Source organism: Streptomyces monomycini (assembly GCF_022271435.1).
GTDB classification, from domain to species: Bacteria; Actinomycetota; Actinomycetes; order Streptomycetales; family Streptomycetaceae; genus Streptomyces; species Streptomyces monomycini.
The window spans coordinates 1-20,697 of record NZ_JAFIQY010000054.1; the positions used below are offsets into that span (position 1 = coordinate 1).

General features: G+C 70.1%; 16 protein-coding genes. 13 read left to right on the top strand and 3 right to left on the bottom strand.

Features of this window, described 5'->3' with window-relative positions:
- The 5 genes from infB to JXZ78_RS36445 all read left to right on the top strand — a co-directional run.
- Positions 1 to 2,657: translation initiation factor IF-2 (infB, locus tag JXZ78_RS36425; RefSeq protein WP_238783622.1), on the top strand; the 2,657-nt coding region annotated here is incomplete at its 5' end.
- A 130-nt stretch (positions 2,658 to 2,787) separates the two neighbouring features.
- Positions 2,788 to 3,084 carry a DUF503 domain-containing protein gene (locus JXZ78_RS36430; RefSeq protein ID WP_030024331.1) on the top strand — a complete coding sequence of 99 codons (297 nt, stop codon included), beginning with the start codon at positions 2,788 to 2,790 and terminating at the stop codon, positions 3,082 to 3,084.
- A gap of 55 nt (positions 3,085 to 3,139) precedes the next feature.
- Positions 3,140 to 3,586, top strand: coding sequence for a 30S ribosome-binding factor RbfA (gene rbfA / locus JXZ78_RS36435; protein ID WP_030024332.1), 447 nt, complete (start codon positions 3,140 to 3,142; stop codon positions 3,584 to 3,586).
- On the top strand, positions 3,586 to 4,569 hold the full coding sequence (gene truB / locus JXZ78_RS36440) for a tRNA pseudouridine(55) synthase TruB (protein WP_050502993.1): 984 nt from the start codon (positions 3,586 to 3,588) through the stop codon (positions 4,567 to 4,569). The genes rbfA and truB overlap by 1 nt, the downstream gene beginning before the upstream one ends.
- A gap of 358 nt (positions 4,570 to 4,927) precedes the next feature.
- A complete protein-coding gene (locus JXZ78_RS36445; RefSeq protein WP_030024334.1) occupies positions 4,928 to 5,890 on the top strand; it encodes a bifunctional riboflavin kinase/FAD synthetase in 963 nt (320 codons plus the stop codon).
- A gap of 90 nt (positions 5,891 to 5,980) precedes the next feature.
- Here JXZ78_RS36445 and JXZ78_RS36450 read toward each other — a convergent pair whose 3' ends face one another.
- The 3 genes from JXZ78_RS36450 to eccE all read right to left on the bottom strand — a co-directional run bounded on the left by JXZ78_RS36450 (position 5,981) and on the right by eccE (position 11,459).
- Positions 5,981 to 9,013 carry an SCO5717 family growth-regulating ATPase gene (locus JXZ78_RS36450; protein WP_030024335.1) on the bottom strand — a complete coding sequence of 1,011 codons (3,033 nt, stop codon included), beginning with the start codon at positions 9,011 to 9,013 and terminating at the stop codon, positions 5,981 to 5,983.
- A gap of 377 nt (positions 9,014 to 9,390) precedes the next feature.
- Entirely contained in the window at positions 9,391 to 10,239 is an 849-nt protein-coding gene (locus tag JXZ78_RS36455; protein WP_030024336.1) for a hypothetical protein, read from the bottom strand.
- Positions 10,239 to 11,459, bottom strand: coding sequence for a type VII secretion protein EccE (gene eccE / locus JXZ78_RS36460; RefSeq protein WP_030024337.1), 1,221 nt, complete (start codon positions 11,457 to 11,459; stop codon positions 10,239 to 10,241). The genes JXZ78_RS36455 and eccE overlap by 1 nt, the downstream gene beginning before the upstream one ends.
- A 375-nt stretch (positions 11,460 to 11,834) precedes the next feature.
- Between eccE and JXZ78_RS36465 the strand changes: the two genes are divergently transcribed.
- From JXZ78_RS36465 to mycP (JXZ78_RS36500), 8 genes are all read left to right on the top strand, one after another.
- Complete coding sequence (locus JXZ78_RS36465) at positions 11,835 to 13,463, top strand: type VII secretion protein EccB (RefSeq protein ID WP_030024338.1); 1,629 nt, start codon at positions 11,835 to 11,837, stop codon at positions 13,461 to 13,463.
- 274 nt (positions 13,464 to 13,737) lie between these two features.
- On the top strand, positions 13,738 to 14,061 hold the full coding sequence (locus JXZ78_RS36470; protein WP_030024339.1) for a WXG100 family type VII secretion target: 324 nt from the start codon (positions 13,738 to 13,740) through the stop codon (positions 14,059 to 14,061).
- Positions 14,062 to 14,193: 132 nt separating this feature from the next.
- Complete coding sequence (locus tag JXZ78_RS36475; RefSeq protein WP_030024340.1) at positions 14,194 to 14,487, top strand: WXG100 family type VII secretion target; 294 nt, start codon at positions 14,194 to 14,196, stop codon at positions 14,485 to 14,487.
- A 327-nt stretch (positions 14,488 to 14,814) separates the two neighbouring features.
- Positions 14,815 to 15,954: a type VII secretion-associated serine protease mycosin gene (gene mycP / locus JXZ78_RS36480; protein WP_238783624.1), complete on the top strand. Its 1,140-nt coding sequence runs from the start codon at positions 14,815 to 14,817 to the stop codon at positions 15,952 to 15,954.
- The gene (locus JXZ78_RS36485) at positions 15,954 to 16,283 is read left to right on the top strand and encodes a hypothetical protein (protein ID WP_030024342.1); all 330 of its coding nucleotides are present in this window, start codon (positions 15,954 to 15,956) and stop codon (positions 16,281 to 16,283) included. Before mycP (JXZ78_RS36480) ends, JXZ78_RS36485 begins: the two co-directional genes overlap by 1 nt.
- A 2-nt stretch (positions 16,284 to 16,285) precedes the next feature.
- Positions 16,286 to 17,773: a hypothetical protein gene (locus JXZ78_RS36490; protein WP_050502995.1), complete on the top strand. Its 1,488-nt coding sequence runs from the start codon at positions 16,286 to 16,288 to the stop codon at positions 17,771 to 17,773.
- Between the two features lie 90 nt (positions 17,774 to 17,863).
- A complete protein-coding gene (mycP, locus tag JXZ78_RS36495) occupies positions 17,864 to 19,207 on the top strand; it encodes a type VII secretion-associated serine protease mycosin (protein WP_238783625.1) in 1,344 nt (447 codons plus the stop codon).
- 118 nt (positions 19,208 to 19,325) lie between these two features.
- Positions 19,326 to 20,687, top strand: coding sequence for a type VII secretion-associated serine protease mycosin (gene mycP / locus JXZ78_RS36500; protein ID WP_238783626.1), 1,362 nt, complete (start codon positions 19,326 to 19,328; stop codon positions 20,685 to 20,687).
- Positions 20,688 to 20,697 lie beyond the last annotated feature (10 nt).

Sequence of the window (20,697 nt, forward strand, 5' to 3'; positions counted from 1 at the left end):
CGCAGCCCGAGTTCCAGGCTCCGCCGTCGGCCCCGGCTCCCAAGCCGGGCGCCACCCCCGGCCCGCGTCCGGCCCGCCCGCAGCAGGGCGGCCAGGGCGGCGGCCAGGGTGGTCAGGGCCGCGGCAACGCCCCGCGTCCCGGCGGCGACCGCCAGGGCGGCGCCCCGCGTCCCGGCGGCAACCGTCCGTCCGGCCCGCGTCCGGGCAACAACCCCTTCACGTCCGGTGGCTCCACCGGCATGGCCCGTCCGCAGGCCCCCCGTCCCGGTGGCGCGCCGCGTCCCGGCGGCCAGGGTGCCCCCGGCGGCCCGCGTCCGCAGGGCGGCGGCCAGGGTGGCCAGGGCGGTCCCCGTCCGCAGGCTCCCGGCGGCAACCGTCCGTCCCCGGGCGGCATGCCCCGTCCGCAGGGTGCCGGCCAGGGTGGCCCGCGTCCCGGCGGCGGTAACCGTCCCAACCCCGGCATGATGCCGAAGAGCCCGGCCGCCGGCCCGCGTCCGGGTCCCGGTGGCGGCGGCGGTCGCGGTCCCGGTGGCGCCGGTCGTCCCGGCGGCGGCGGTCGTCCCGGTGGCGGCGGCTTCGCCGGCCGTCCCGGTGGCGGCGGTGGCGGTCGTCCGGGTGGCGGCGGCGGTTTCGCCGGCCGTCCCGGTGGCGGCGGTCCCGGTGGTGGCGGCGGCTTCGGCGGTCGTCCCGGCTTCGGTGGTCGTCCGGGCGGTCCCGGTGGCCGTGGTGGTACGCAGGGCGCCTTCGGCCGTCCCGGCGGTCCCGCGCGCCGCGGCCGCAAGTCGAAGCGGCAGAGGCGCCAGGAGTACGAGGCCATGCAGGCCCCGTCGGTGGGCGGCGTCATGCTGCCCCGTGGCAACGGTGCGACGGTCCGCCTGTCGCGCGGTGCCTCGCTGACCGACTTCGCCGAGAAGATCAACGCCAACCCGGCGTCGCTCGTCCAGGTCATGCTGAACCTGGGTGAGATGGTCACCGCGACGCAGTCCGTCTCCGACGAGACGCTGCACCTCCTCGGCGAGGAGATGAACTACGTCGTAGAGATCGTCTCCCCGGAGGAGGAGGACCGCGAGCTCCTGGAGTCGTTCGACATCGACTTCGGCGAGAACGAGGGCGGCGAGGAGATGCTCGTCGCGCGTCCGCCGGTGGTGACCGTCATGGGTCACGTCGACCACGGCAAGACGCGCCTGCTGGACGCGATCCGCAAGACGAACGTCATCGCGGGCGAGGCCGGCGGCATCACCCAGCACATCGGTGCCTACCAGGTCGCGACCGAGGTCAACGACGAAGAGCGGCGCATCACCTTCATCGACACCCCGGGTCACGAGGCGTTCACCGCCATGCGTGCCCGTGGTGCCAAGTCGACCGACATCGCGATCCTCGTGGTGGCGGCCAACGACGGTGTCATGCCGCAGACGATCGAGGCCCTGAACCACGCCAAGGCGGCCGACGTGCCGATCGTGGTCGCGGTCAACAAGATCGACGTCGAGGGCGCGGACCCGACCAAGGTGCGCGGCCAGCTCACCGAGTACGGCCTGGTGGCCGAGGAGTACGGCGGCGACACGATGTTCGTCGACATCTCCGCGCGCCAGGGCCTGAACATCGAGGAGCTGCTGGAGGCCGTGGTCCTGACCGCGGACGCCTCGCTCGACCTGCGGGCCAACGCCGAGCAGGACGCGCAGGGCATCGCGATCGAGGCCCACCTCGACCGTGGCCGCGGCGCCGTGGCGACCGTCCTGGTCCAGCGCGGCACGCTGCGCGTCGGTGACACGATGGTGGCCGGCGACGCGTACGGCCGGGTCCGGGCGATGCTCGACGACAAGGGCCAGAACGTGCAGGAAGCGGGTCCCTCGACCCCCGTCCTGGTGCTGGGTCTGACCAACGTCCCGGGTGCCGGCGACAACTTCCTGGTCGTCGACGAGGACCGCACGGCCCGCCAGATCGCCGAGAAGCGCGCCGCCCGTGAGCGCAACGCCGCGTTCGCCAAGCGCACCCGCCGGGTGTCGCTGGAGGACCTGGACAAGGTGCTCAAGGCCGGCGAGGTCCAGCAGCTCAACCTCATCATCAAGGGCGACGCGTCCGGTTCGGTCGAGGCCCTGGAGTCCTCGCTGCTGCAGCTCGACGTCGGCGAAGAGGTCGACATCCGGGTCCTGCACCGCGGCGTCGGTGCGGTCACGGAGTCCGACATCAACCTGGCGTCCGGCTCCGACGCGATCGTGATCGGCTTCAACGTCCGCGCCGAAGGCCGCGCGACGCAGATGGCCGAGCGCGAGGGCGTGGACGTGCGCTACTACTCGGTCATCTACCAGGCGATCGAGGAGATCGAGGCGGCCCTCAAGGGCATGCTCAAGCCGGAGTACGAAGAGGTCGAGCTCGGCACGGCGGAGATCCGCGAGGTCTTCAAGTCGTCCAAGCTGGGCAACATCGCGGGTGTTCTCATCCGTTCCGGCGAGGTCAAGCGCAACACCAAGGCCCGCCTGGTCCGCGACGGCAAGGTCATCGCGGAGAACCTCAACATCGAGGGTCTGCGCCGCTTCAAGGACGACGTCACCGAGATCCGCGAAGGCTTCGAGGGCGGTATCAACCTCGGCAACTTCAACGACATCAAGGTCGACGACGTCATCGCGACGTACGAGATGCGGGAGAAGCCGCGCGGCTGATCCAGCTCTCACCTCCGGGGCCGGTCGGCGGAAGAAAAATTCCGTCGATCGGCTCCGGCCGTTGCATGTACGGTTCGAACAGTTCGTACATCTGCATCTAGTGCCCCACGGGTGGCCTTACCCGCACCGCATGTACGTAGGGACGCTGTCCTTCGACCTCCTCCTCGGCGACGTACGGTCGCTGAAGGAGAAGCGCTCCGTCGTCCGCCCGATCGTCGCCGAACTGCACCGCAAGTACGCGGTCAGCGTGGCGGAGGTCGGCGAGCAGGATCTCCACCGCAGAGCCACCATCGGACTCGCGGTGGTGTCCGGGGACACGGGGCACCTCACAGACGTACTGGACCGCTGCGAGCGCCTGGTCGCCGCACGGCCCGAAGTGGAGCTGCTGTCGGTACGACGGCGGATCCACGGCGATCATGACGACTGAGCGGGTCGTCGGCGCCACACGCACCATGGTGAAAGACACAGAAGGAGACGGACCAGTGGCCGACAATGCGCGGGCGAAGAAGCTGGCGGACCTCATCCGGGAGGTGGTCGCCCAGAAGCTGCAGCGCGGCATCAAGGACCCGCGGCTCGGCAGCCACGTGACCATCACGGACACCCGGGTCACCGGCGACCTGCGGGAGGCGACGGTCTTCTACACGGTCTACGGCGACGACGAGGAGCGGGCCGGCGCGGCCGCCGGGCTGGAGAGCGCCAAGGGCATCCTGCGCTCCGAGGTCGGCAAGGCGGCTGGCGTGAAGTTCACGCCGACCCTGACCTTCGTCGCGGACGCGCTGCCGGAGACCGCCAAGACGATCGAGGACCTGCTCGACAAGGCACGGGCCTCGGACGCCAAGGTGCGCGAGGCGTCCTCGGGCGCCGCGTACGCGGGCGAGGCCGACCCGTACCGCAAGCCGGGCGACGAGGACGAGGACACCCCGCAGTAATGAAGCGCGAGAACACCGGCACGAAGCGTGTCGAGCGCACCCGCGCCAAGCAGGGGGCGCCGGACGGCCTGGTCATCGTCGACAAGCCGGCCGGCTTCACCTCGCACGACGTGGTGGCCAAGATGCGCGGCATGGCCCGCACCCGCCGCGTCGGGCACGCCGGCACGCTCGACCCGATGGCGACGGGCGTGCTCGTGCTGGGCATCGAGCGCGCCACCAAGCTGCTCGGCCACCTCGCGCTGACCGAGAAGGAGTACGTCGGCACGATCCGGCTGGGCCAGACGTCGGTCACCGACGACGCCGAGGGCGAGATCACCGCGTCCAAGGCCGCACACGGCCTGGACCGGGCCGCGATCGACGCGGGCGTGGCGGAGCTGTCCGGCGCGATCATGCAGGTGCCGTCCAAGGTCAGCGCCATCAAGATCGACGGCAAGCGGTCCTACGCGCGGGTGCGCAAGGGCGAGGACGTGGAGATACCGGCCCGCCCGGTGACCGTCTCCTCCTTCGTCGTCTACTCCGTCGAGGAGGCCGAGGCGGCGGACGGCACGCCCGTCACCGACCTGCTGGTCTCGGTGGAGTGCTCCTCCGGTACGTACATCCGGGCGCTCGCCCGCGACCTGGGGGAGGCCCTCGGGGTCGGCGGCCACCTGACCGCTCTGCGGCGTACCCGGGTGGGTCCGTACAAGCTCGACCGGGCCCGCACGCTGGAACAGCTCCAGACAGCCGTGGACGACGAGGCGGGCGGCGGCCTGCCGGTCATGCCGATCGGCGAGGCGGCGGCCGCGGCCTTCCCGCGCTGGGACGTCACCCTCGACCAGGCCCGGCTGCTCACCAACGGGGTGCGCATCCCGATGCCGCGGTTCGACGAGGAGGGCGACGGACCGGCACGGCCCGCGGCGGCGTTCGCGCCGGACGGGACGTTCCTGGCGCTGCTGGAGAACCAGGGTGGCCGGGCGAAGAGCCTGGCGGTCTTCGCGGAGTGACGCGGGACCGCTGCTCCGGGCTGCGGCTCGGGGGCGCGGAGCAGGACGACGGGCGGTGCCGTTTGTGACGGCGCCGCCCGTCGTCGTATCCGCCGCGCCCGGTGGCCTCCAGGCTCCGGTGGCCCGTCGGGGCGCGAACGGTGGCGGCGTGCTCCGGCGTACGGGTGACACGCGCGGGCCGGGACGGCGGGCCGCGCGCCCGGGGGTGCCGCACTCCACAGAAGCGAGGTGACCCTTCCCGCGAAGCGATGCGCGAGGCATGGCAGTCTTAGACCTGCGTAAGGCCGAGGGTGCCCGGATCCGACCGGGTTCTTCCCGGCGCAGTGACGGACGAGAGTTCTGGCGAGGAGCGGGCACAGTGCAGCGCTGGCGTGGCTTGGAGGACATCCCCGAGGGCTGGGGACGCAGCGTCGTCACCATCGGCTCCTACGACGGCGTGCACCGCGGGCACCAGCTGATCATCGGGAAGACGGTGGCGCGCGCCCGGGAGCTGGGCATACCGGCGGTGGTGGTCACCTTCGACCCGCACCCCAGCGAGGTCGTACGGCCCGGCACCCACCCGCCGCTGCTGGCGCCGCACGAGCGGCGCGCGGAGCTGATGGCGGGCCTCGGCGTGGACGCCGTGCTGATCCTGCCGTTCACCACCGACTTCTCGAAGCTGGCCCCGGCCGACTTCGTGGTCAAGGTCCTGGTCGACAAGCTGCACGCGCGGCTGGTCGTCGAGGGGCCGAACTTCCGCTTCGGGCACAAGGCGGCGGGCACCGTCGAGACACTCACCGAGCTGGGCGGCACCTACGACTACGCGGTCGAGGTCGTCGACCTCTTCGAGCGCGGGACGGCGGGCGGGGGCGAGCCGTTCTCCTCCACGCTGACCCGGCGGCTGGTCGCCGAGGGCGACGTCGCGGGCGCGCGGGAGGTCCTGGGGCGGCCGCACCGGGTCGAGGGCGTCGTGGTGCGCGGCGCCCAGCGCGGCCGGGAGCTGGGCTTCCCGACGGCGAACGTGGAGACGCTGCCGCACACCGCCATCCCGGCGGACGGGGTGTACGCGGGCTGGCTGCACGCGGACGGCGAGAAGATGCCGGCCGCCATCTCGGTCGGCACCAACCCGCAGTTCGACGGCACCGCGCGGACCGTCGAGGCACACGCCATCGACCGCGTCGGCCTGGAACTGTACGGCCTGCACGCCGCGGTGGACTTCTACGCGTACCTGCGCGGCATGGAGAAGTTCGAGACGCTCGACGGGCTGCTGGAGCGGATGGCGGTCGACGTGAAGGAGACACGCGAGCTGATCGGGGCGGCCGAGGCCGAGGCCGATAGCTGACGGCGCTCACGGGCCCGCACGCGGGCCCCGCGACAACGGGACTGGGCCCGGCACTCGGAGGAGTGCCGGGCCCAGTCGTGTGCCGTGCTACTACTGCGGCGGGGGCTGCTGCGTCCACCCCGGCTGGAGACCGGGCTGTCCGGGCGCCTGCGGCGCGTCCGGAGGCTGCTGCCAGCCCTGGGGCGGCTGCCCCTGCTGCTGGGGCTGCTGGGTCCAGCCGCCCTGCTGCGGCGGGTACCCGGCGGGCGGCTGACCCGGTGCCTCCTGGCCCGGCTGCTGAGGGTACGCCTGCTGGCCGTACTGCTGCTGCCCGTACTGCTCCTGGCCGTACGGCTGCTGGGCGTTCGGGTCGCCCGGCTGCATCTGCTGCTGGGCGGCGGGGTCCTGCCAAGCGCCCTGTGCCTGCTGGGTCCGGGAGAAGTCCTCGGCCACCAGCGCGGACAGGTTGAAGTACGCCTCACGGGTCTTGGGCCGCATCATGTCCAGGTCGACCTCGGCGCCGGCGGCCAGATGCTCGTCGAACGGGACCACGACCACGCCGCGGCATCGCGTCTCGAAGTGCGACACGATGTCGTCGATCTTGATCATCTTGCCGGTCTCACGGACCCCGGAGATCACCGTGATACCCCGCTGCACGAGGTCGGCGTAGCCGTGCGCGGACAGCCAGTCCAGCGTGGTGCTGGCGCTGGACGCGCCGTCCACCGACGGCGTGGAGATGATGATCAGCTGGTCGGCGAGGTCCAGCACCCCGCGCATCGCGCTGTAGAGCAGGCCCGTACCCGAGTCGGTGAGGATGATCGGGTACTGCTTGCCGAGGACGTCGATCGCGCGCCGGTAGTCGTCGTCGTTGAACGTCGTCGAGACGGCCGGGTCGACGTCGTTGGCGAGGATCTCCAGACCCGACGGCGCCTGCGAGGTGAACCGGCGGATGTCCATGTAGCTGTGCAGCTGCGGAATCGCCTGCACCAGGTCACGGATGGTCGCGCCGGTCTCGCGGCGCACCCGGCGGCCGAGCGTGCCGGCGTCCGGGTTCGCGTCGATCGCCAGGATCTTGTCCTGCCGCTCGGAGGCGAGCGTGGCACCCAGCGCGGTCGTCGTCGTGGTCTTGCCGACGCCGCCCTTGAGGCTGATGACCGCGATCCGGTAGCAGGACATCACCGGCGTACGGATCAGCTCCAGCTTGCGCTGACGCTCCTGCTCCTCCTTCTTCGCGCCCAGCTTGAAGCGCGAGGGCTGCGCGTTGGCACCCGGCTTCTTCTTCTTGGGCTGGTTGCGGAGCAGCCGGTCGGAGGTCAGCTCGACGGCGGCGCTGTAGCCCAGGGGCGCGCCGGGGGCGGCCCGCTGCTGTTGTTGCTGCTGACCCGGCTGCGAGTACTGCGCGTAGTTGGCGGCGGCGTTGGGGTCGGCGCCCTGGACGGGGGTGGGGGCCTGCGGCTGCTGCGGGGCCTGCGGGGGCTGTTGAGCCTGCGGCTGCTGCGGGTGCTGGCTCTGAGGCTGCTGGGCCTGGGGCTGCTGGGCCTGCGGCGGGACCTGGTGCTGGCCGTACCCGGGGTACTGCTGTTGCTGCTGCGCGGGCGTGGTCTGCTGCGGGTAGCCCTGGGCGGCCTGCGGGTAGCCGTAGGCGCCCTGCTGCTGCGGATAGCCGTACGCGGCCTGCTGCTGTGCCTGCTGCTGAGGGTGGGCCTGCTGCGGATACCCGTAACCGCTCTGCGTCGCGGCGGCGTTGGGGTCGGCCGTCTGCTGCTGCGGTGCCGGGGCGCCCTGCTGGGGCTGCTGGTGCGGGTACCCGTAGGCGGGCTGCGGGTAGCCGTACGCGGCCTGCGGCTGGGCTTGCTGGGGGGCCTGCTGCTGGGGATGGGGCTGCTGGGCCTGCTGGGGGTACTGCTGCGGGTAGCCGGACTGCTGGTACGGCTGCTGCTGCGGCGGCTGTTGCGCGTACTGCTGCTGCGCGGGCTGCGGTTGGGGCTGCGCCTGCTGCTGGTACGGCTGTTGGGTCTGTGCCTGGGCTTGGGCCTGGGCCTGGGCTTCCCGCGGGTCCGCAGGCTGGTACTCAGGAGGCAGGGGCGGCAGGTGCGCAGGCGCACCTGCCTGCTGCCCGGCGGCGGAACCCCAAGGCGCGCCCTGCGGGGGAGTGCCCTGCTGCTGCGGCACCTGCTGCATCTGCTGCGGAACTGCCTGCTGCTGAGGCGGCAGTTCCTGAGGCGGCAGTTCCTGCGGCACGTCCTGCTGCGGAGCTTCCTGCTGGACAGCCTCCGGCTGCTGCTGCGCCTCCGGAGCGGGCTGCTGCTGTCCGGACGCTTGCGGCGCGGCGACGGGCGCTTCGGCCTCCGGCGCGGGCTGCGCCAAGGGAGTCGGGGCCGGTGCCTCGGTCGCGGAGGGAGCGCCGGACCGGTCCGCCTCTTCGGCTCGCTGTGCGTCGGCGGCCGGCGCGGCCTCCACCGGGGCAGGCACGGGGGCCGGTTCGGGCTCCGGGTCGTCGGCCCACAGGGACGCCGACGGGTCGACACCGCTGCCGGCGCGTACGGTCGTCCCGGACGCGGTCGCCGCTGCCGCAGCGTCGGACTCCGCGGCCTCGGCGGGCGGTTCGGGCGCGGCCTCGGCGACGGGCGCCGGCGGCGTCACGGGAGCCGTCGGCTCCGGCGCGGGCGTGGCGGGAGCCGGGGCGGGAGTGACGGCAGTCGGCGCGGGGGTGACGGGAGCCGGTGCGACCGGCGGCGCGGTGGGCGCGGGGGCCGGTGCGACGTCGGGGGCGCCCGCGTCGGGGCGCAGCGTCGGAAACCCGGGAGGGGCGGCAGGCGGGGTCGCATCGCCCTGCGGCGCGCCCTGCGGGGCACCTTGGTTCGGACCGGCCTGCGGACCGGGCTGCTGGGCGGCCTGCGGACCGGCCTGGCCGGGGCTCGGCTGTGCGGGCCCGCTCAGCGGCGCGCCGGTGGGCGGCGTGGAGGGCGTGGCGGCGGGAGGTGTGGCCGGTGCGGCCGCGGCCGTACCGCCGCCGCTGGTGTCGTTGCTGGCGTACCAGGCCGGAGCCGCGAAATCGATCTTGAATTCACCCGTCAGATCGAACTCGGACTGGTCGTCGTCAGGATCGTTCCCGTCCGGACGGAAAGCCTCCTGCTCCCTCACTGTGCCTCCTGGTGTACTGCAACGCACCTGAACGGCAGGACCGGATACAGGCGGATCGATCGGATGTAGCGGACGTCGGACCACACCACCCCGGGTAGCGCCAACACTAACTGTCTCCATCCCCGTATCGGCAGCCGTCGGTGTGCTCCTGCGGCTCTCCGACACAGCCTAATCAACAGTCGGCCACGAACGGCAGTCGGCGGTATCTCGTCTTGGCAACCCGGCGGCGCACCCACGGGCGTACCCGCGGCCGCACTCGCGCGGGCCCGCGGGCACCCTCAAGAGGTACCCGCGAAGACCCGCGCCGTACGGAACACGCCGTACGTAACGCGCCGCATATGACGCGCCGTACGTGACGCGTCGTGCGAACCGCTCCGTCAGTCCATGCGCCGCGCGCCGCCGAGCAGATTCGTCTCCGCTTCGGTCGGCTGCGTCATCACGAACTGGTGGCTGTCCCGCGTGCACCAGAGCATCGCGTTGTCGCTGAGCGTCGGCAGCACACCGCCGATCTGCGCCGGGAGCCGCATGATGCGCGTCACGACCTCGGCCTCCTCGGGCGAGAGCCGTTGGAGGCAGACCAGGTCGGCGCGGGCCAGCAGCTGCGGCGACCGCGGGCCCAGGAAGGGCAGCACGGTCAGTACGGACTGCCAGGGCCCGGGCGCCAGCTGGTTGCGCGGCGGCCGCGCGCCCATGTCCCGTACGACCAGGACCGGGCTGGAGACCGACGCGCCCTGCGGGGCGATCTGCCGTACGTCGTGGACCGAGACGCACTGCTGCCCGCCGCCCGCGGCCTGCGCCATCTGTGCCCAGGCCGGCGGCCGGGCGGTCTCGACCGCGACGCGCGCGCCGGTGGCGACCGTACGCAGCGACAGCACCTGCGCCAGCCACATGCTGCCCACCAGCACCACTTCGAGCGGGCTGGGCCGCAGCAGGTTCACCACCGCGGGCTGGTTCTGCGGGTCGATGCCGATGATGACCCCGTCCTCGGCGACCGGCAGGGTCAGCGAGCCGAGCGACTCCGGCGGCAGGACGTGCGGGCTGCGCCGCGGGCCGCGCAGTCCGAAGCCCGGCTGCGGGCGCGGTCCGCCGGCCGCCGTCTGCCGCTCGTCGGGACGGGGCTCGTGGGAGAGCCGCCGCCCGCCGCCCGCGGGGGCGCCGCCGATGGGGGGATTGCGCCAGCCGTCGCTGCTCGGGGTGGCGCGGGGCTGGTAGGTGGGCGTCGCCATCAGCGGGTACCTCCGAGGGGAAGCGTGGCCAGGAGACCGGGGAGCTGCTCCCGGTCCAGCCGTACGAGGCCGACCTTCACCGAGCCGGAGCGGCGCTCCAACTCGCCCTGCGCGGCGCTCAGTTCGTTCTCGCTGCGGGTCGACAGGCGGACGTAGCCGGAGATGGCGGGGGCCCGGCCGCTGCCGTGCGAGGCGGTCAGCGCGAAGGTGCTGGCCATGGCCGGGGTGCTGCTCAGCAGCTGGACGATGCCCGCCAGCGGCGTGCCGCCCTGGCCCAGCTGGGGCCAGCGGCCGATCCAGTACGTGGTGTGCCAGCGGTCGTCGCAGCGCATCGCGCGGACCGTCTCCTGGGTGCGGCGCGCGGCGCGGCCGTCGCGGCCCATGGCGCCGTTCGCGGCCCGCGGGCTGACGCACACCGCGGTGCCCATCGCGGCCACCACCTCGCGCTCGGCGAGCACCTTGGCGCGTACGCCGTGTGCGGAGAGGCGGCTGACGAGCTGGTCGGCGGCGCGCAGCAGGGACCGCTTGGCGCCGTCGAGGCCGCCGCCGCGTGCCTCGATGGCCTCCGCGCACAGCTCCGGGTCCAGCTTCAGCGCGATCCAGGTGAGCTGGAGCGCGGGCGTCTTGGTCTGCGCCTGGAGCGGCGCGTAGGAGCGGGCGGCGACGGCCTGCTCGGGCAGGTGCGGGGCCGGGGCCGGCTGGGTGTACTGCACGAACTGCACCGATTCGAGGTGGATGTCCTCCACGTCCAGCGCGGTGTGCAGGACGTCCATCGGCAGCGGACGGCCGCCGCTCGCCGGGCGCAGCGGCTCGTCGCGGCCCTCCAGCTGGACGACGGCGGTCAGGAACGTGCCGTCCCCGACGAAGCCGATCGCCCGCTGGTCGGAGTCGGTGTACTCGTACGTCCGCAGCGCCGGGTCGCACTCCACCAGCGGCGCGAAGGCCGGGTCGACGCCGCCGGAGCCCGCGGCCGAACCGCTCCGCTTGGCCCGGCGCTTCATCGCCCGTACCGTCGTGATCCACTCCGGCAGCGGGATGCGCCGGCGGCGGCCGAGGGCGAAGACGACGAGTACGGCCGCCAGGACCGCCGCGACGGTCAGGGCCACGGGGTGGATCGCCCACCCGACCAGCACCAGCGCCGCGGCGATTTCGATGATCGCGAGCTGTTGGACCCGGACGCCGCCGATGCTGCCGGCCTGCGCGCGCAGCCGGGGCGCCACCGGTCCGGCCGGCCGGTCCGCGGTTCCGCGATCCTGATTTCCTCCATTGCCCGGAGCTATACCGTTTTGGCCCGCATTTCCCGCGTAATGCGGCGCAACGGAAGGCTGTTGCTGTTGCTGCCGCCCATTGCGGCGTCGAGCCCTGGTGGCGCTGGACATCCCCCGGCCTGCTCCTCTACTGGTGGTGTGGCTCCGAGCATTGTGCCTCTGAGCGGTATGTCTTCCCGGCCTCAGTACCGTCGTCGAGACTGGTGCACCGGAAGGTGGCACCCGTACCGTACGGGTCGATCGACACACGGCATAGTAGAGGGCGCTGCGGCCCGAGTGCCGGGGGCGGTCCACGGTGGATCCGACAGGCGGGGAGAGAAAGCAACAATGGCATCACGTCGGGACGAGCTGAATGCGTATTCGTTCGCTCGAAAGCGGACGACTGCGGCATTTCTGAAGCCGCTGCCGAACGGCTCGATCGAGAGCGCGCCGCGGCCGCTCAAGGCGGTGCTCCCGAGCATCCTGCTCGGCCTGGTGGTGACCGTGGGCTTCGGCGCCTGCGGCATCCTCAAGCCGGTCGCCCCGAAGGGCTGGGACACGCCGGCGCAAAACGTCATCGTCGGCGACAAGTCCACCACCCGGTATGTCGTACTGAACAGCAAGGGCGAAAACGGCAGCAATCAGAAACTTCTCCACCCGATCCTCAACCTGGCCTCCGCCAAACTCCTTCTCGACCCGAAGAAGTTTCAGGTCGTAAAGGTGAAGGAAGAGGAACTCGACGGAAAGATTCCGCACGGCCCGGCCATCGGAATCCCGTACGCCCCCGACCGGCTGCCCACCGAGAAGGAAGCCGGCACCCCCAAGGTCTGGGCGGTGTGCGACCGTCCCGGCAGCGGCGAGAACAGCAAGTCCCAGCAGGCCGTGTTCGTCCTCGGTGGCAAGGACAAGGCCAAGGTGCTCGACCACGGCAAGCTGGACCTGCACCAGGCGCTGTACGTCCAGGACCCGGACGGCGTGAAGTACCTGGTCGACGAGAACGGCGTGGCCTTCACGTTCGACGCCCTCGGCGGCAAGGCCCCCTCGCCGGCCGTCAAGGAGCAGCAGGACGACAAGCTGCGCCAGGTCATCTTCGGCGACGCGCAGCCGCAGCAGGTGACCTCCGAATGGATGAACACCCTCATCAAGAGCCAGATGCCGCTCACCATGCCCCGGGTGGACAAGGCGGGCACCCGGGCGGACATCGAGGGCGTGCCGAGCAACTACAGCGTCATCGGCAACGTCCTGCAAGCCGGTGACAGCCAGAAGTACGTGGTGACCGCCGACGGTCTGGAGAAGGTCTCGAACTTTCAGGCCAAGCTGCTGCTGGAAGGGCCGAACGCCACCGCCGTCAAGAAGGGCGGCGAGAAGATGGACGTCATCAAGGTGTCCACCGACAGCATCACCCCCAAGCGTGACGACAAGGACCAGGTCGTCCAGTTCATGGGCAACTTCCCCGGCACGGCCCTGTGGCCCTCCGAGGCCGTCACCATGGCGAACGCCGCCGCGACGCGCCGCAGCTCCGGCATCGGCGACGCGGGCAAGGGCGCCGACGTGGCTTGCAGCGTCTACCACGGCACCAGCACGGAGTACGCGAACGGCGCGGGCAGGGCGCTCGGCTTCAACGGCGCCGTGCCGAAAATGACCACCTGGGTCGGCAAGGACTACCCGGCCGCCATCGCCTCCGGCTCGGCCTCCTACGTGACGCCCGGCAGCGGCCTGCTGTACCAGCAGGTGACGGCGAATGCCAAGGAGGGCACGCTCTTCCTGGTGACCGACACCGGTCTGCGTTATTCGGTGCCGCGCAGCAACGACAGCGCCACCAAGGCGGGCAATGCGGAGAAGGCGCGCGATCAGGCGCAGATCCACCTCGGATACGAGAGCGTGCGCCCGCCGACGGTCGACAAGGCGTGGTCGCAGCTGCTGTCGGAAGGGCCGCAGCTGGATGTCGACAGCGCCAAGAAGCCGCAGAGCTCCTGACCTCCGTACCCGCGCGGTTCCTTCACAACCGAAGGAACCGCTTCACCTGCCCGCTTGACCGAAACAAAGGCATCTGTCCGTTTCCATCGAATTGGCATTCGCGATCGGCCAGTTGCCTTTGTTGTGATCCCGTCACAACCCTCCACCCGCTGTTGGGAACAGGGGTATGGAGTGGTTAAAGTGGCGGAAGGCGTCAACAGAAGATGCCGACCGGGGGCTCGCTTCACGTCAGTCCTCCGGCACGACGTACGAGTCTCATGGGGGACGTTGACTTATGGCTGGTCAGCAGTTCACAACCACTGAGGAGGAGATGGTCGCATTCAGCGGCCGTATCTCCTCCGTCAACCAGTCGATCCAGGGTGAGATCACTCGCCTGAACGGGGTCGTCGAGGGCATCACGTCCGGGTGGAAGGGCGCTGCCGCCACCTCGTACCACCAGCTGCAGACCCAGGTGAATGATGACGCCAAGCGCCTGAACCAGCTGCTGAACGAGATCAAGGAAGCGATCGACTCGACCACGAAGAACTACGTGGCCTCGGAAGAGGAGCAGGCTCAGTCGATGTCCCACGTCTCCGCGCAGGCTTCGCCCTTCGGATGACGGGACCGCGCCGCACCCCGCGGCGCGCCCACTTCGCCGCAGCACGCACCGGCCCACCGCCCCCGGCGGACCGTGGGCCCGGCCTGCTGCGGCCTGTGAATCGATCTCAGCTCAACTCCCCGAGGAGACTTCATGTCCGGCCAGATCCTCGTCAATTTCGCGACGATCTCCCAGGCCGCCTCCGACGTGCGCGGAACGGCCAACAACATCCGTACCCAGCTCGACGACCTCGAGTCGGGTGTCAAGAAGATCGCCGCCAGCTGGGAAGGTGCCGCGCAGGAGGGCTACCAGGCCCGCCAGCGCGAGTGGGACCAGCGCGCCGCTTCCCTGCACTCGACCCTGGAAGCCATCGCCAAGGCCCTGGACCAGGCCGCTCAGAACTACCAGAGCACCGAGTCCAAGAACGCCAGCATCTGGGGCGGCTGACCCGTCACCGTCCACCGACGGAACGGACACGGCACAACGGCTGAGCAGCCACGAAGGCTCGCACAGTGGTGAATGAGGGCGGGCGCGCTGCACCAGTGCGCCCGCCCTCACGCAGTCCACACCCTCCCCCCACCGCCTCCTCGGCTCCTTCCCCTCACCTCCACCTTCCCGAATCCGCCACACACGGAGAGCAGACATCTCGTGGGATCTCGCGCCAATGGTCACCGAGCCGGCCACCGCCGACGCGCGGCGGTAGCACTGGCCGGTGCGGCCTCGGCCGTCGCCCTGTCCTGCGCGACGGCAGCGCCGGCGTTCGCGGACCCGAACGTGCCTCTGAACAGTGGCCAGTGCACGTTCGGCACCGACGACATCAAAGAGACCCCGTGGTCGCTGCAGCGCCTGCTCACCCGGCAGATGTGGGCCTACGGAGAAGGAACGGGCGTCAAGGTCGCCGTCATCGACACCGGCGTCGACTCCGGCAACGAGCAGCTGCGCGGCGCGATCAGCGGCGGCAAGAGCTACGTCGAGAAGGGCAATCCCACCGAGGACCAGGTCGGCCACGGCACCAAGGTCGCGGGCATCATCGCGGCCCGCGCGAAGGCCGGCTCCGGCTTCTACGGCCTCGCCCCCAAGGCGACCATCATTCCTTTCCAGCAGACGGACAAGGAAAAGGGCGGTACGGCCGCCAGTCTCGCCAAGGCGATAGACGACGCGGTCGCCGCGGGCGCCGACATCATCAACATCTCCCAGGGCACCAACGCGAACCCCGCCCTCCTCAGCGGCCTGCGCGCCGCGGTCACCCGGGCCGAGGCCAAGGACGTCCTGATCGTCGCCTCGGCGGGCAACGGCGGCGCGAGCGGTGCCGAGCAGAGCATGTACCCGGCCGCCTTCGAGAACTCCAACGTGCTGGCCGTCGCCGCCTCCGACCGCAACAACGAGCGCGCCCCCTTCTCCCAGGCCGGCGCCTTCGTCGACATCGCCGCCCCCGGCGTGGACATGGTCTCCACCGTCCCCAACGGCGGCAACTGCGTCGACCAGGGCACCAGCTTCGCCGCCCCCTACGCCGCCGGTGCCGCGGCCCTCCTGATCGGCCGCAACAAGGCCGAGCACCAGCAGTGGAAGCCGCGCGAGGTCATCTGGCACCTGGAGAAGACCGCCGAGCGCGTCCGCAAGGACCGGGACCACAACATCGGCTGGGGCGTCGTCGACCCCGTAGCGGCCCTCAACGACAAGACCAAGCCGACCGGCGAACCCAAGCCGGACACCGACTCCGGCGGCGCCGACAGCGGCGCCAACATCCAGCCGGCCGCCCTGACCATCGGCGAATCCACCGAGGAACGCCAGGCCCGCATCGCCATCTACATCATCGGCGGCGGCGCTCTGGCCGTCGCCACGGTCGTCGGCACCTCGATCGCCCTGCGCGACTGGCGCCGCAAGAACACCTTGAACACACGGGGAGGACATTAATGGGCAGCAGCGACGAGTACTACGTCGATCTCGAAGCGCTGGACACCGTGGGGCGCAAGCTCAACGGAGTGCTCAGGGCCATGACGGAGGCCAAGAGCAAGGCGGGACACAGCACTTTCCTTCCGGCCGGGACGCTGGGCACGGGCTTTCAGGAAGAGGAGGAGCTCCGGCGGGCGCACGACAAGATGAAGTCGTACATGGACGACCAAATTCTGAAGAAGCTCGCCGACCTCGTCGACGACCTGAGTCAGAAGACGGCCAAGACGAAGGACGCCTACCACGACCGTGAGTACGACGTCCACAATGCGCTGAACCCCGGGGGGAAGTGACCATGTCGGAAAGCAATGGTGGAGTCACCACCGACAAGGGGTGCTTCTACGCCAAGCACGCGACAAAGTTTTATGAGCGCAACATGGACGAGCTCAAGGCCATGGTGGCGCACGCCAATCCCGGCAAGGTCAAAGAGATCGCCGTCAACTGGAAGTGGATCCACGACACTCTCGTGGGTGAAGACGGGCGGGGCGGGCTGAGGAAGGAGTTCGACGACGCCGTCAAGGAGGTCCTCGAACACTGGGGCGGTAAGGCTGCCGAAGGGTTCCGGCAGCGCGCGGACACGATCAGCCAGAACATCGGCAACTCGGCTCCGTATGCGTCCAACATGCACCACGTCATGGACGGCGTCGGGCACACGCTGGACGAGTACAAGAAGAAGATCGACGCGATGGAGAAGCCCTCCGGCACGGAGAGCAACCTCGACGCCGCGGGCAACTATGCGATCAAGGTGGTGACCTTCGGTTCGAAGGGTGGACGCGACGACTCGAAGGCGATCCACGAACTCGAAAAGGGCACGGACACCACAGAGGTCCTCAACGGCAACTCGGGAGAGCTGTCGGAGGGCAAGGAGCGTCAGCTCCAGACGGCCGTCATGATGGAGTATCTGGGGTCGGCCTATCGGTCCAACGCCAAGGCGATCGGAGACCCGCCGCTGGGCGGTGGGCGGGACCGCGAGGTGCCGGAGCGAGGCGACACGCCTTCGCCGCCGCCCTTCGTACCGCTGCCCGACGGAGTGGTCAACCGACCGAAGCCGTCCACGCCGAAGGGGTCTCTCCCCTCTTCCAAGGGGCCGGGGTACACCTCGCCCGGTGACCTGGAAGCTCCGCGTCAGCGCGGCATTTCCGGCGGTGTCGGCAGCACGACTCCGCCCAAGACATCGACCCTTCCGCATGTGGGAACCGGTCTCAACAGCCTCCCGGGAGGGGGCTCCGGTGGCGGAGGCCTCAGCGGTGGCGGCGGTGGTGGTCTCGCCGGTGGTGGAGGCCTGAGCGGCGTCGGTGGAGGCGGCGGTCACATCAGCGGCGGTGGCTCCGGAGCGACGGGCATCCCGGGCGGCGGCATGCCCGGTGGCACGATGGCCGGACGGTCGGGTACGGGCGGCGGTGGCGCCGCTGGTGCCGGTACCCGCGGCGGACGTGCCGGCGCACCCGGCATGGGAGGCGCGGCCGGAGCCGGCGGCGGCGCCAAGGGCACTGCGGCCGGACGTGGCGGGGCGCTGGCCCGGCAGAAGGGCGGCGTCGTCGGAGGCACCGGAGGCAAAACCGGAACCGGTGGGCAAGGCGGCTCCGGCCTGCACCGCAGCCGCGGTGGTACGCAGTCGGGTGCTGGAGGCGGGCGTCGCCCCACGGGCATGCCGGGGATGCCCGGAGCACATGGCGGCAAGGGCAAGGAAAGGGGACCGAACGGCGAGCGTCCTGACTACCTTGTGGAAGACGAGGAGACCTGGACGCCGGAGCGTAATGTGGCGCCGAAGGTCATCGAGTAAGGCCGATCTGGCCCAGTAGCCGGCGGAACCAAGACGGGGCCCGCAGTCCTAGGGCTGTGGGCCCCGTCCTGCAGAGGAGAGGTGTACGGCATGAGCTTCACGCGAACGCTGCGTGCGGTGAGCGGCGCGGCGGTGGTGGGAGCGCTGCTCTTCGGCACTGCGCCAGCTGCTTCGGCGGACGGGATCCGTAATGATCAGTGGGCTCTTCGCTCTCTTGATGTCGAGAAGGCGTGGCAGCAGTCCACTGGTAAGGGCATCACTGTCGCTGTGATCGACAGTGGCGTGAACGGCAGTCACCCGGACCTGAAAGGCAATGTCCTACCGGGCAAGAATTTCGCCTCAGGTGACCCTGCTGACCAAGAGACCAAGAACAATCACGGCACTTCGATGGCCTCGCTGATTGCCGGTCACGGGCACGGCCCCGGAAACTCGCAGGGCGTCATGGGAATCGCCCCCGGCGCCAAGATCTTGCCGCTCAAGCACTCGGACTCCGAAGGCGATACGTACGGCTCCTCCTTTGCCGAGCCGCTGCGCTACGCAGTCGATCACGGGGCGAAGATCGTCAACATGTCGATTGGCGGCATCGGCGACGGCACGGATGCCGACAATGCCGCCATTGCCTACGCCGTGCAACACGATGTCCTCTTGGTGGCCAGCTCGGGCAACGATGGCTCGGCGAACCCCAACTACCCAGCGGCCGCACCGGGGGTCCTCGCTGTGGGAGCCGTGGGGGAGAACCGGAAAATCTGGGAAGACTCCAACTACGGTCCCCACGTACTCCTGTCAGCGCCCGGTGAAGTGATCCGTTCCGCAGCAGCGACCAAGCCCTATCGACTGGCGAGCGGTACCTCCGACGCTGCGGCCTACGTATCTGGTGCTGCCGCGCTGGTCCGCGCCAAGTTCCCTGACCTTACAGCGGGGCAGGTGGCTAACAGGTTGGTCAAGTCCGCACAGATGCCAACGGGGGGTACAGCAGGTGAGGGGCCGGACTCTCATTATGGTTACGGAGTCGTCCGCCCATACGAAGCCCTGACCCAGAACATTCCCGCTGGCTCGAAGAACGGCCCGCTCAAGGCGCCCACGGCCCAGGGTCAGGAGCAGCCTTCCAACGGCAGTGCGGCCGAGGACCGCCGCTGGGAGGAAGAGAAAGACAACAGCAACACCAAGGCAGCTTTCGGTATTGCGGCCTTCTCGCTCATTGTCTTGGCGATCATCACCACGATTGTCGTCCTGGTGAAGAAGAGGAAGAAGAAGCGTAACGGGCCGCCTCCTGGTGGCGGTTACGGCGGCCCTGGCGGTGCGGGTTACTACCCGCCGCAGTCTGGCCCGTATCAGCAGCAGGGCCCGTATCAGCAGTCCGGTCCCTACCAGCAGTCCGGTGCTCCCGGCGGTTATCCGCCGCCGGCGCCGCCCAATCAGCCTCCGGGCCAGTAGAAGACGTGTGAGCTTGGGCAGGCTCCGTCGCCGAATACTTCTTCGCGGGAGCCTTGTCCTATGGGTCCCACAGTCCTCGGGCTGTGGGACCCGTCTTGTTTCGGGAGAGGTGTACGGCATGAGGTTCACGCGGACGTTGCGTGCGGTGAGCGGCGCGGTGGTGGTGGGAGCGCTGCTCTTCGGCACCGCGTCGGCTGCTTCGGCAGACCAGGTCAGAGACGATCAGTGGGCTCTCGATTATCTGAGTGCGAACCAGGCATGGTCGCAGTCCACAGGGAAAGGCGTCACTGTCGCTGTCATCGACAATGGCGTGAACGGGAGTCACCCGGACCTGACGGGAAACGTGCTGCCCGGAAAAAATTTCTCCAGCGGAGACCCGGCTGACCATGAAACCCGGAACAATCACGGCACGGGCATGGCTTCCATCATCGCTGGCCACGGGCACGGGAGCGGCGGCAGTCAAGGGGTCAAAGGCCTAGCTCCCGACGCAAAGATCCTGCCCATTAAGACCTGGGACTCGGATGGCAACACCCTTAGCAACAGCATGGCTGAACCGTTGCGGTACGCGGTAGACCAGGGCGCCAAAGTGGTGAACATGTCGTTCGCCGGCGTGGGTTCACTCCGGGACGACGAGAAGCAGGCAGTCGCTTACGCGGCCTCCAAAGATGTTTTGCTGGTTGCCGGGTCCGGGAACAACGGGTCGAGCTACAGTTACTATCCGGCGGCAGAGCCAGGCGTGTTGGCTGTCGGGGCGGTGAACCAGGAAGGGAAGGTCTGGGATCATTCGAATTACGGGCCGCACCTTCTCCTGAGCGCCCCGGGCAGGAATATTCGTTCGGCAGCCGCCAGCCAGCCGTATCAGTACACCCGCGGTACGTCGGACGCGACTGCGTTCGTGTCGGCTGCGGCGGCTCTTCTCAGGTCCAAGTACCCGGACCTGACCGCAGGCCAGGTGGCGAATCGGCTCACCAAAACTGCGCAGTTCCCGTCTGCGGCTTCGGGAACGGCTCCGGACGCGTACTACGGTTACGGCGTCATCCGTCCCTATGACGCCCTCACCAAGGACATCCCCGCCGGGCCGAAGAACGGCCCTCTCAAGGCGCCCACGGCCCAGGGGCAGGAGCAGCCTTCCAACGGCAGTGCGGCCGAGGACCGCCGCTGGGAGGAAGAGAAAGACAACAGCAACACCAAGGCAGCCTTCGGTGTCGCGGCCTTCTCGCTCATTGTCTTGGCGATCATCACCACGATTGTCGTCCTGGTGAAGAAGAGGAAGAAGAAGCGTAACGGCCCGCCTCCTGGTGGCGGTTACGGTGGCCCTGGCGGTCCGGGTTACTACCCGCCGCAGCAGCCTGGTCCCTACCAGCAGCCCGGCCCCTATCAGCAGCAGGGTCCGTACCAGCAGTCCGGTCCCTACCAGCAGTCCGGTGCTCCCGGCGGTTATCCGCCGCCGGCGCCGCCCAATCAGCCTCCGGGCCAGTAGAAGACGTGTG

Coding starts and splice junctions, on each gene's coding strand:
- JXZ78_RS36430 (WP_030024331.1), top strand. CDS start 2,788: ATGTACGTAGGGACGCTGTCCTTCGACCTCCTCCTCGGCGACGTACGG.
- truB (WP_050502993.1), top strand. CDS start 3,586: ATGAAGCGCGAGAACACCGGCACGAAGCGTGTCGAGCGCACCCGCGCC.
- JXZ78_RS36455 (WP_030024336.1), bottom strand. CDS start 10,239: ATGGCGACGCCCACCTACCAGCCCCGCGCCACCCCGAGCAGCGACGGC.
- JXZ78_RS36465 (WP_030024338.1), top strand. CDS start 11,835: ATGGCATCACGTCGGGACGAGCTGAATGCGTATTCGTTCGCTCGAAAG.
- JXZ78_RS36470 (WP_030024339.1), top strand. CDS start 13,738: ATGGCTGGTCAGCAGTTCACAACCACTGAGGAGGAGATGGTCGCATTC.
- JXZ78_RS36475 (WP_030024340.1), top strand. CDS start 14,194: ATGTCCGGCCAGATCCTCGTCAATTTCGCGACGATCTCCCAGGCCGCC.
- JXZ78_RS36485 (WP_030024342.1), top strand. CDS start 15,954: ATGGGCAGCAGCGACGAGTACTACGTCGATCTCGAAGCGCTGGACACC.
- JXZ78_RS36490 (WP_050502995.1), top strand. CDS start 16,286: ATGTCGGAAAGCAATGGTGGAGTCACCACCGACAAGGGGTGCTTCTAC.
- mycP (WP_238783625.1), top strand. CDS start 17,864: ATGAGCTTCACGCGAACGCTGCGTGCGGTGAGCGGCGCGGCGGTGGTG.
- mycP (WP_238783626.1), top strand. CDS start 19,326: ATGAGGTTCACGCGGACGTTGCGTGCGGTGAGCGGCGCGGTGGTGGTG.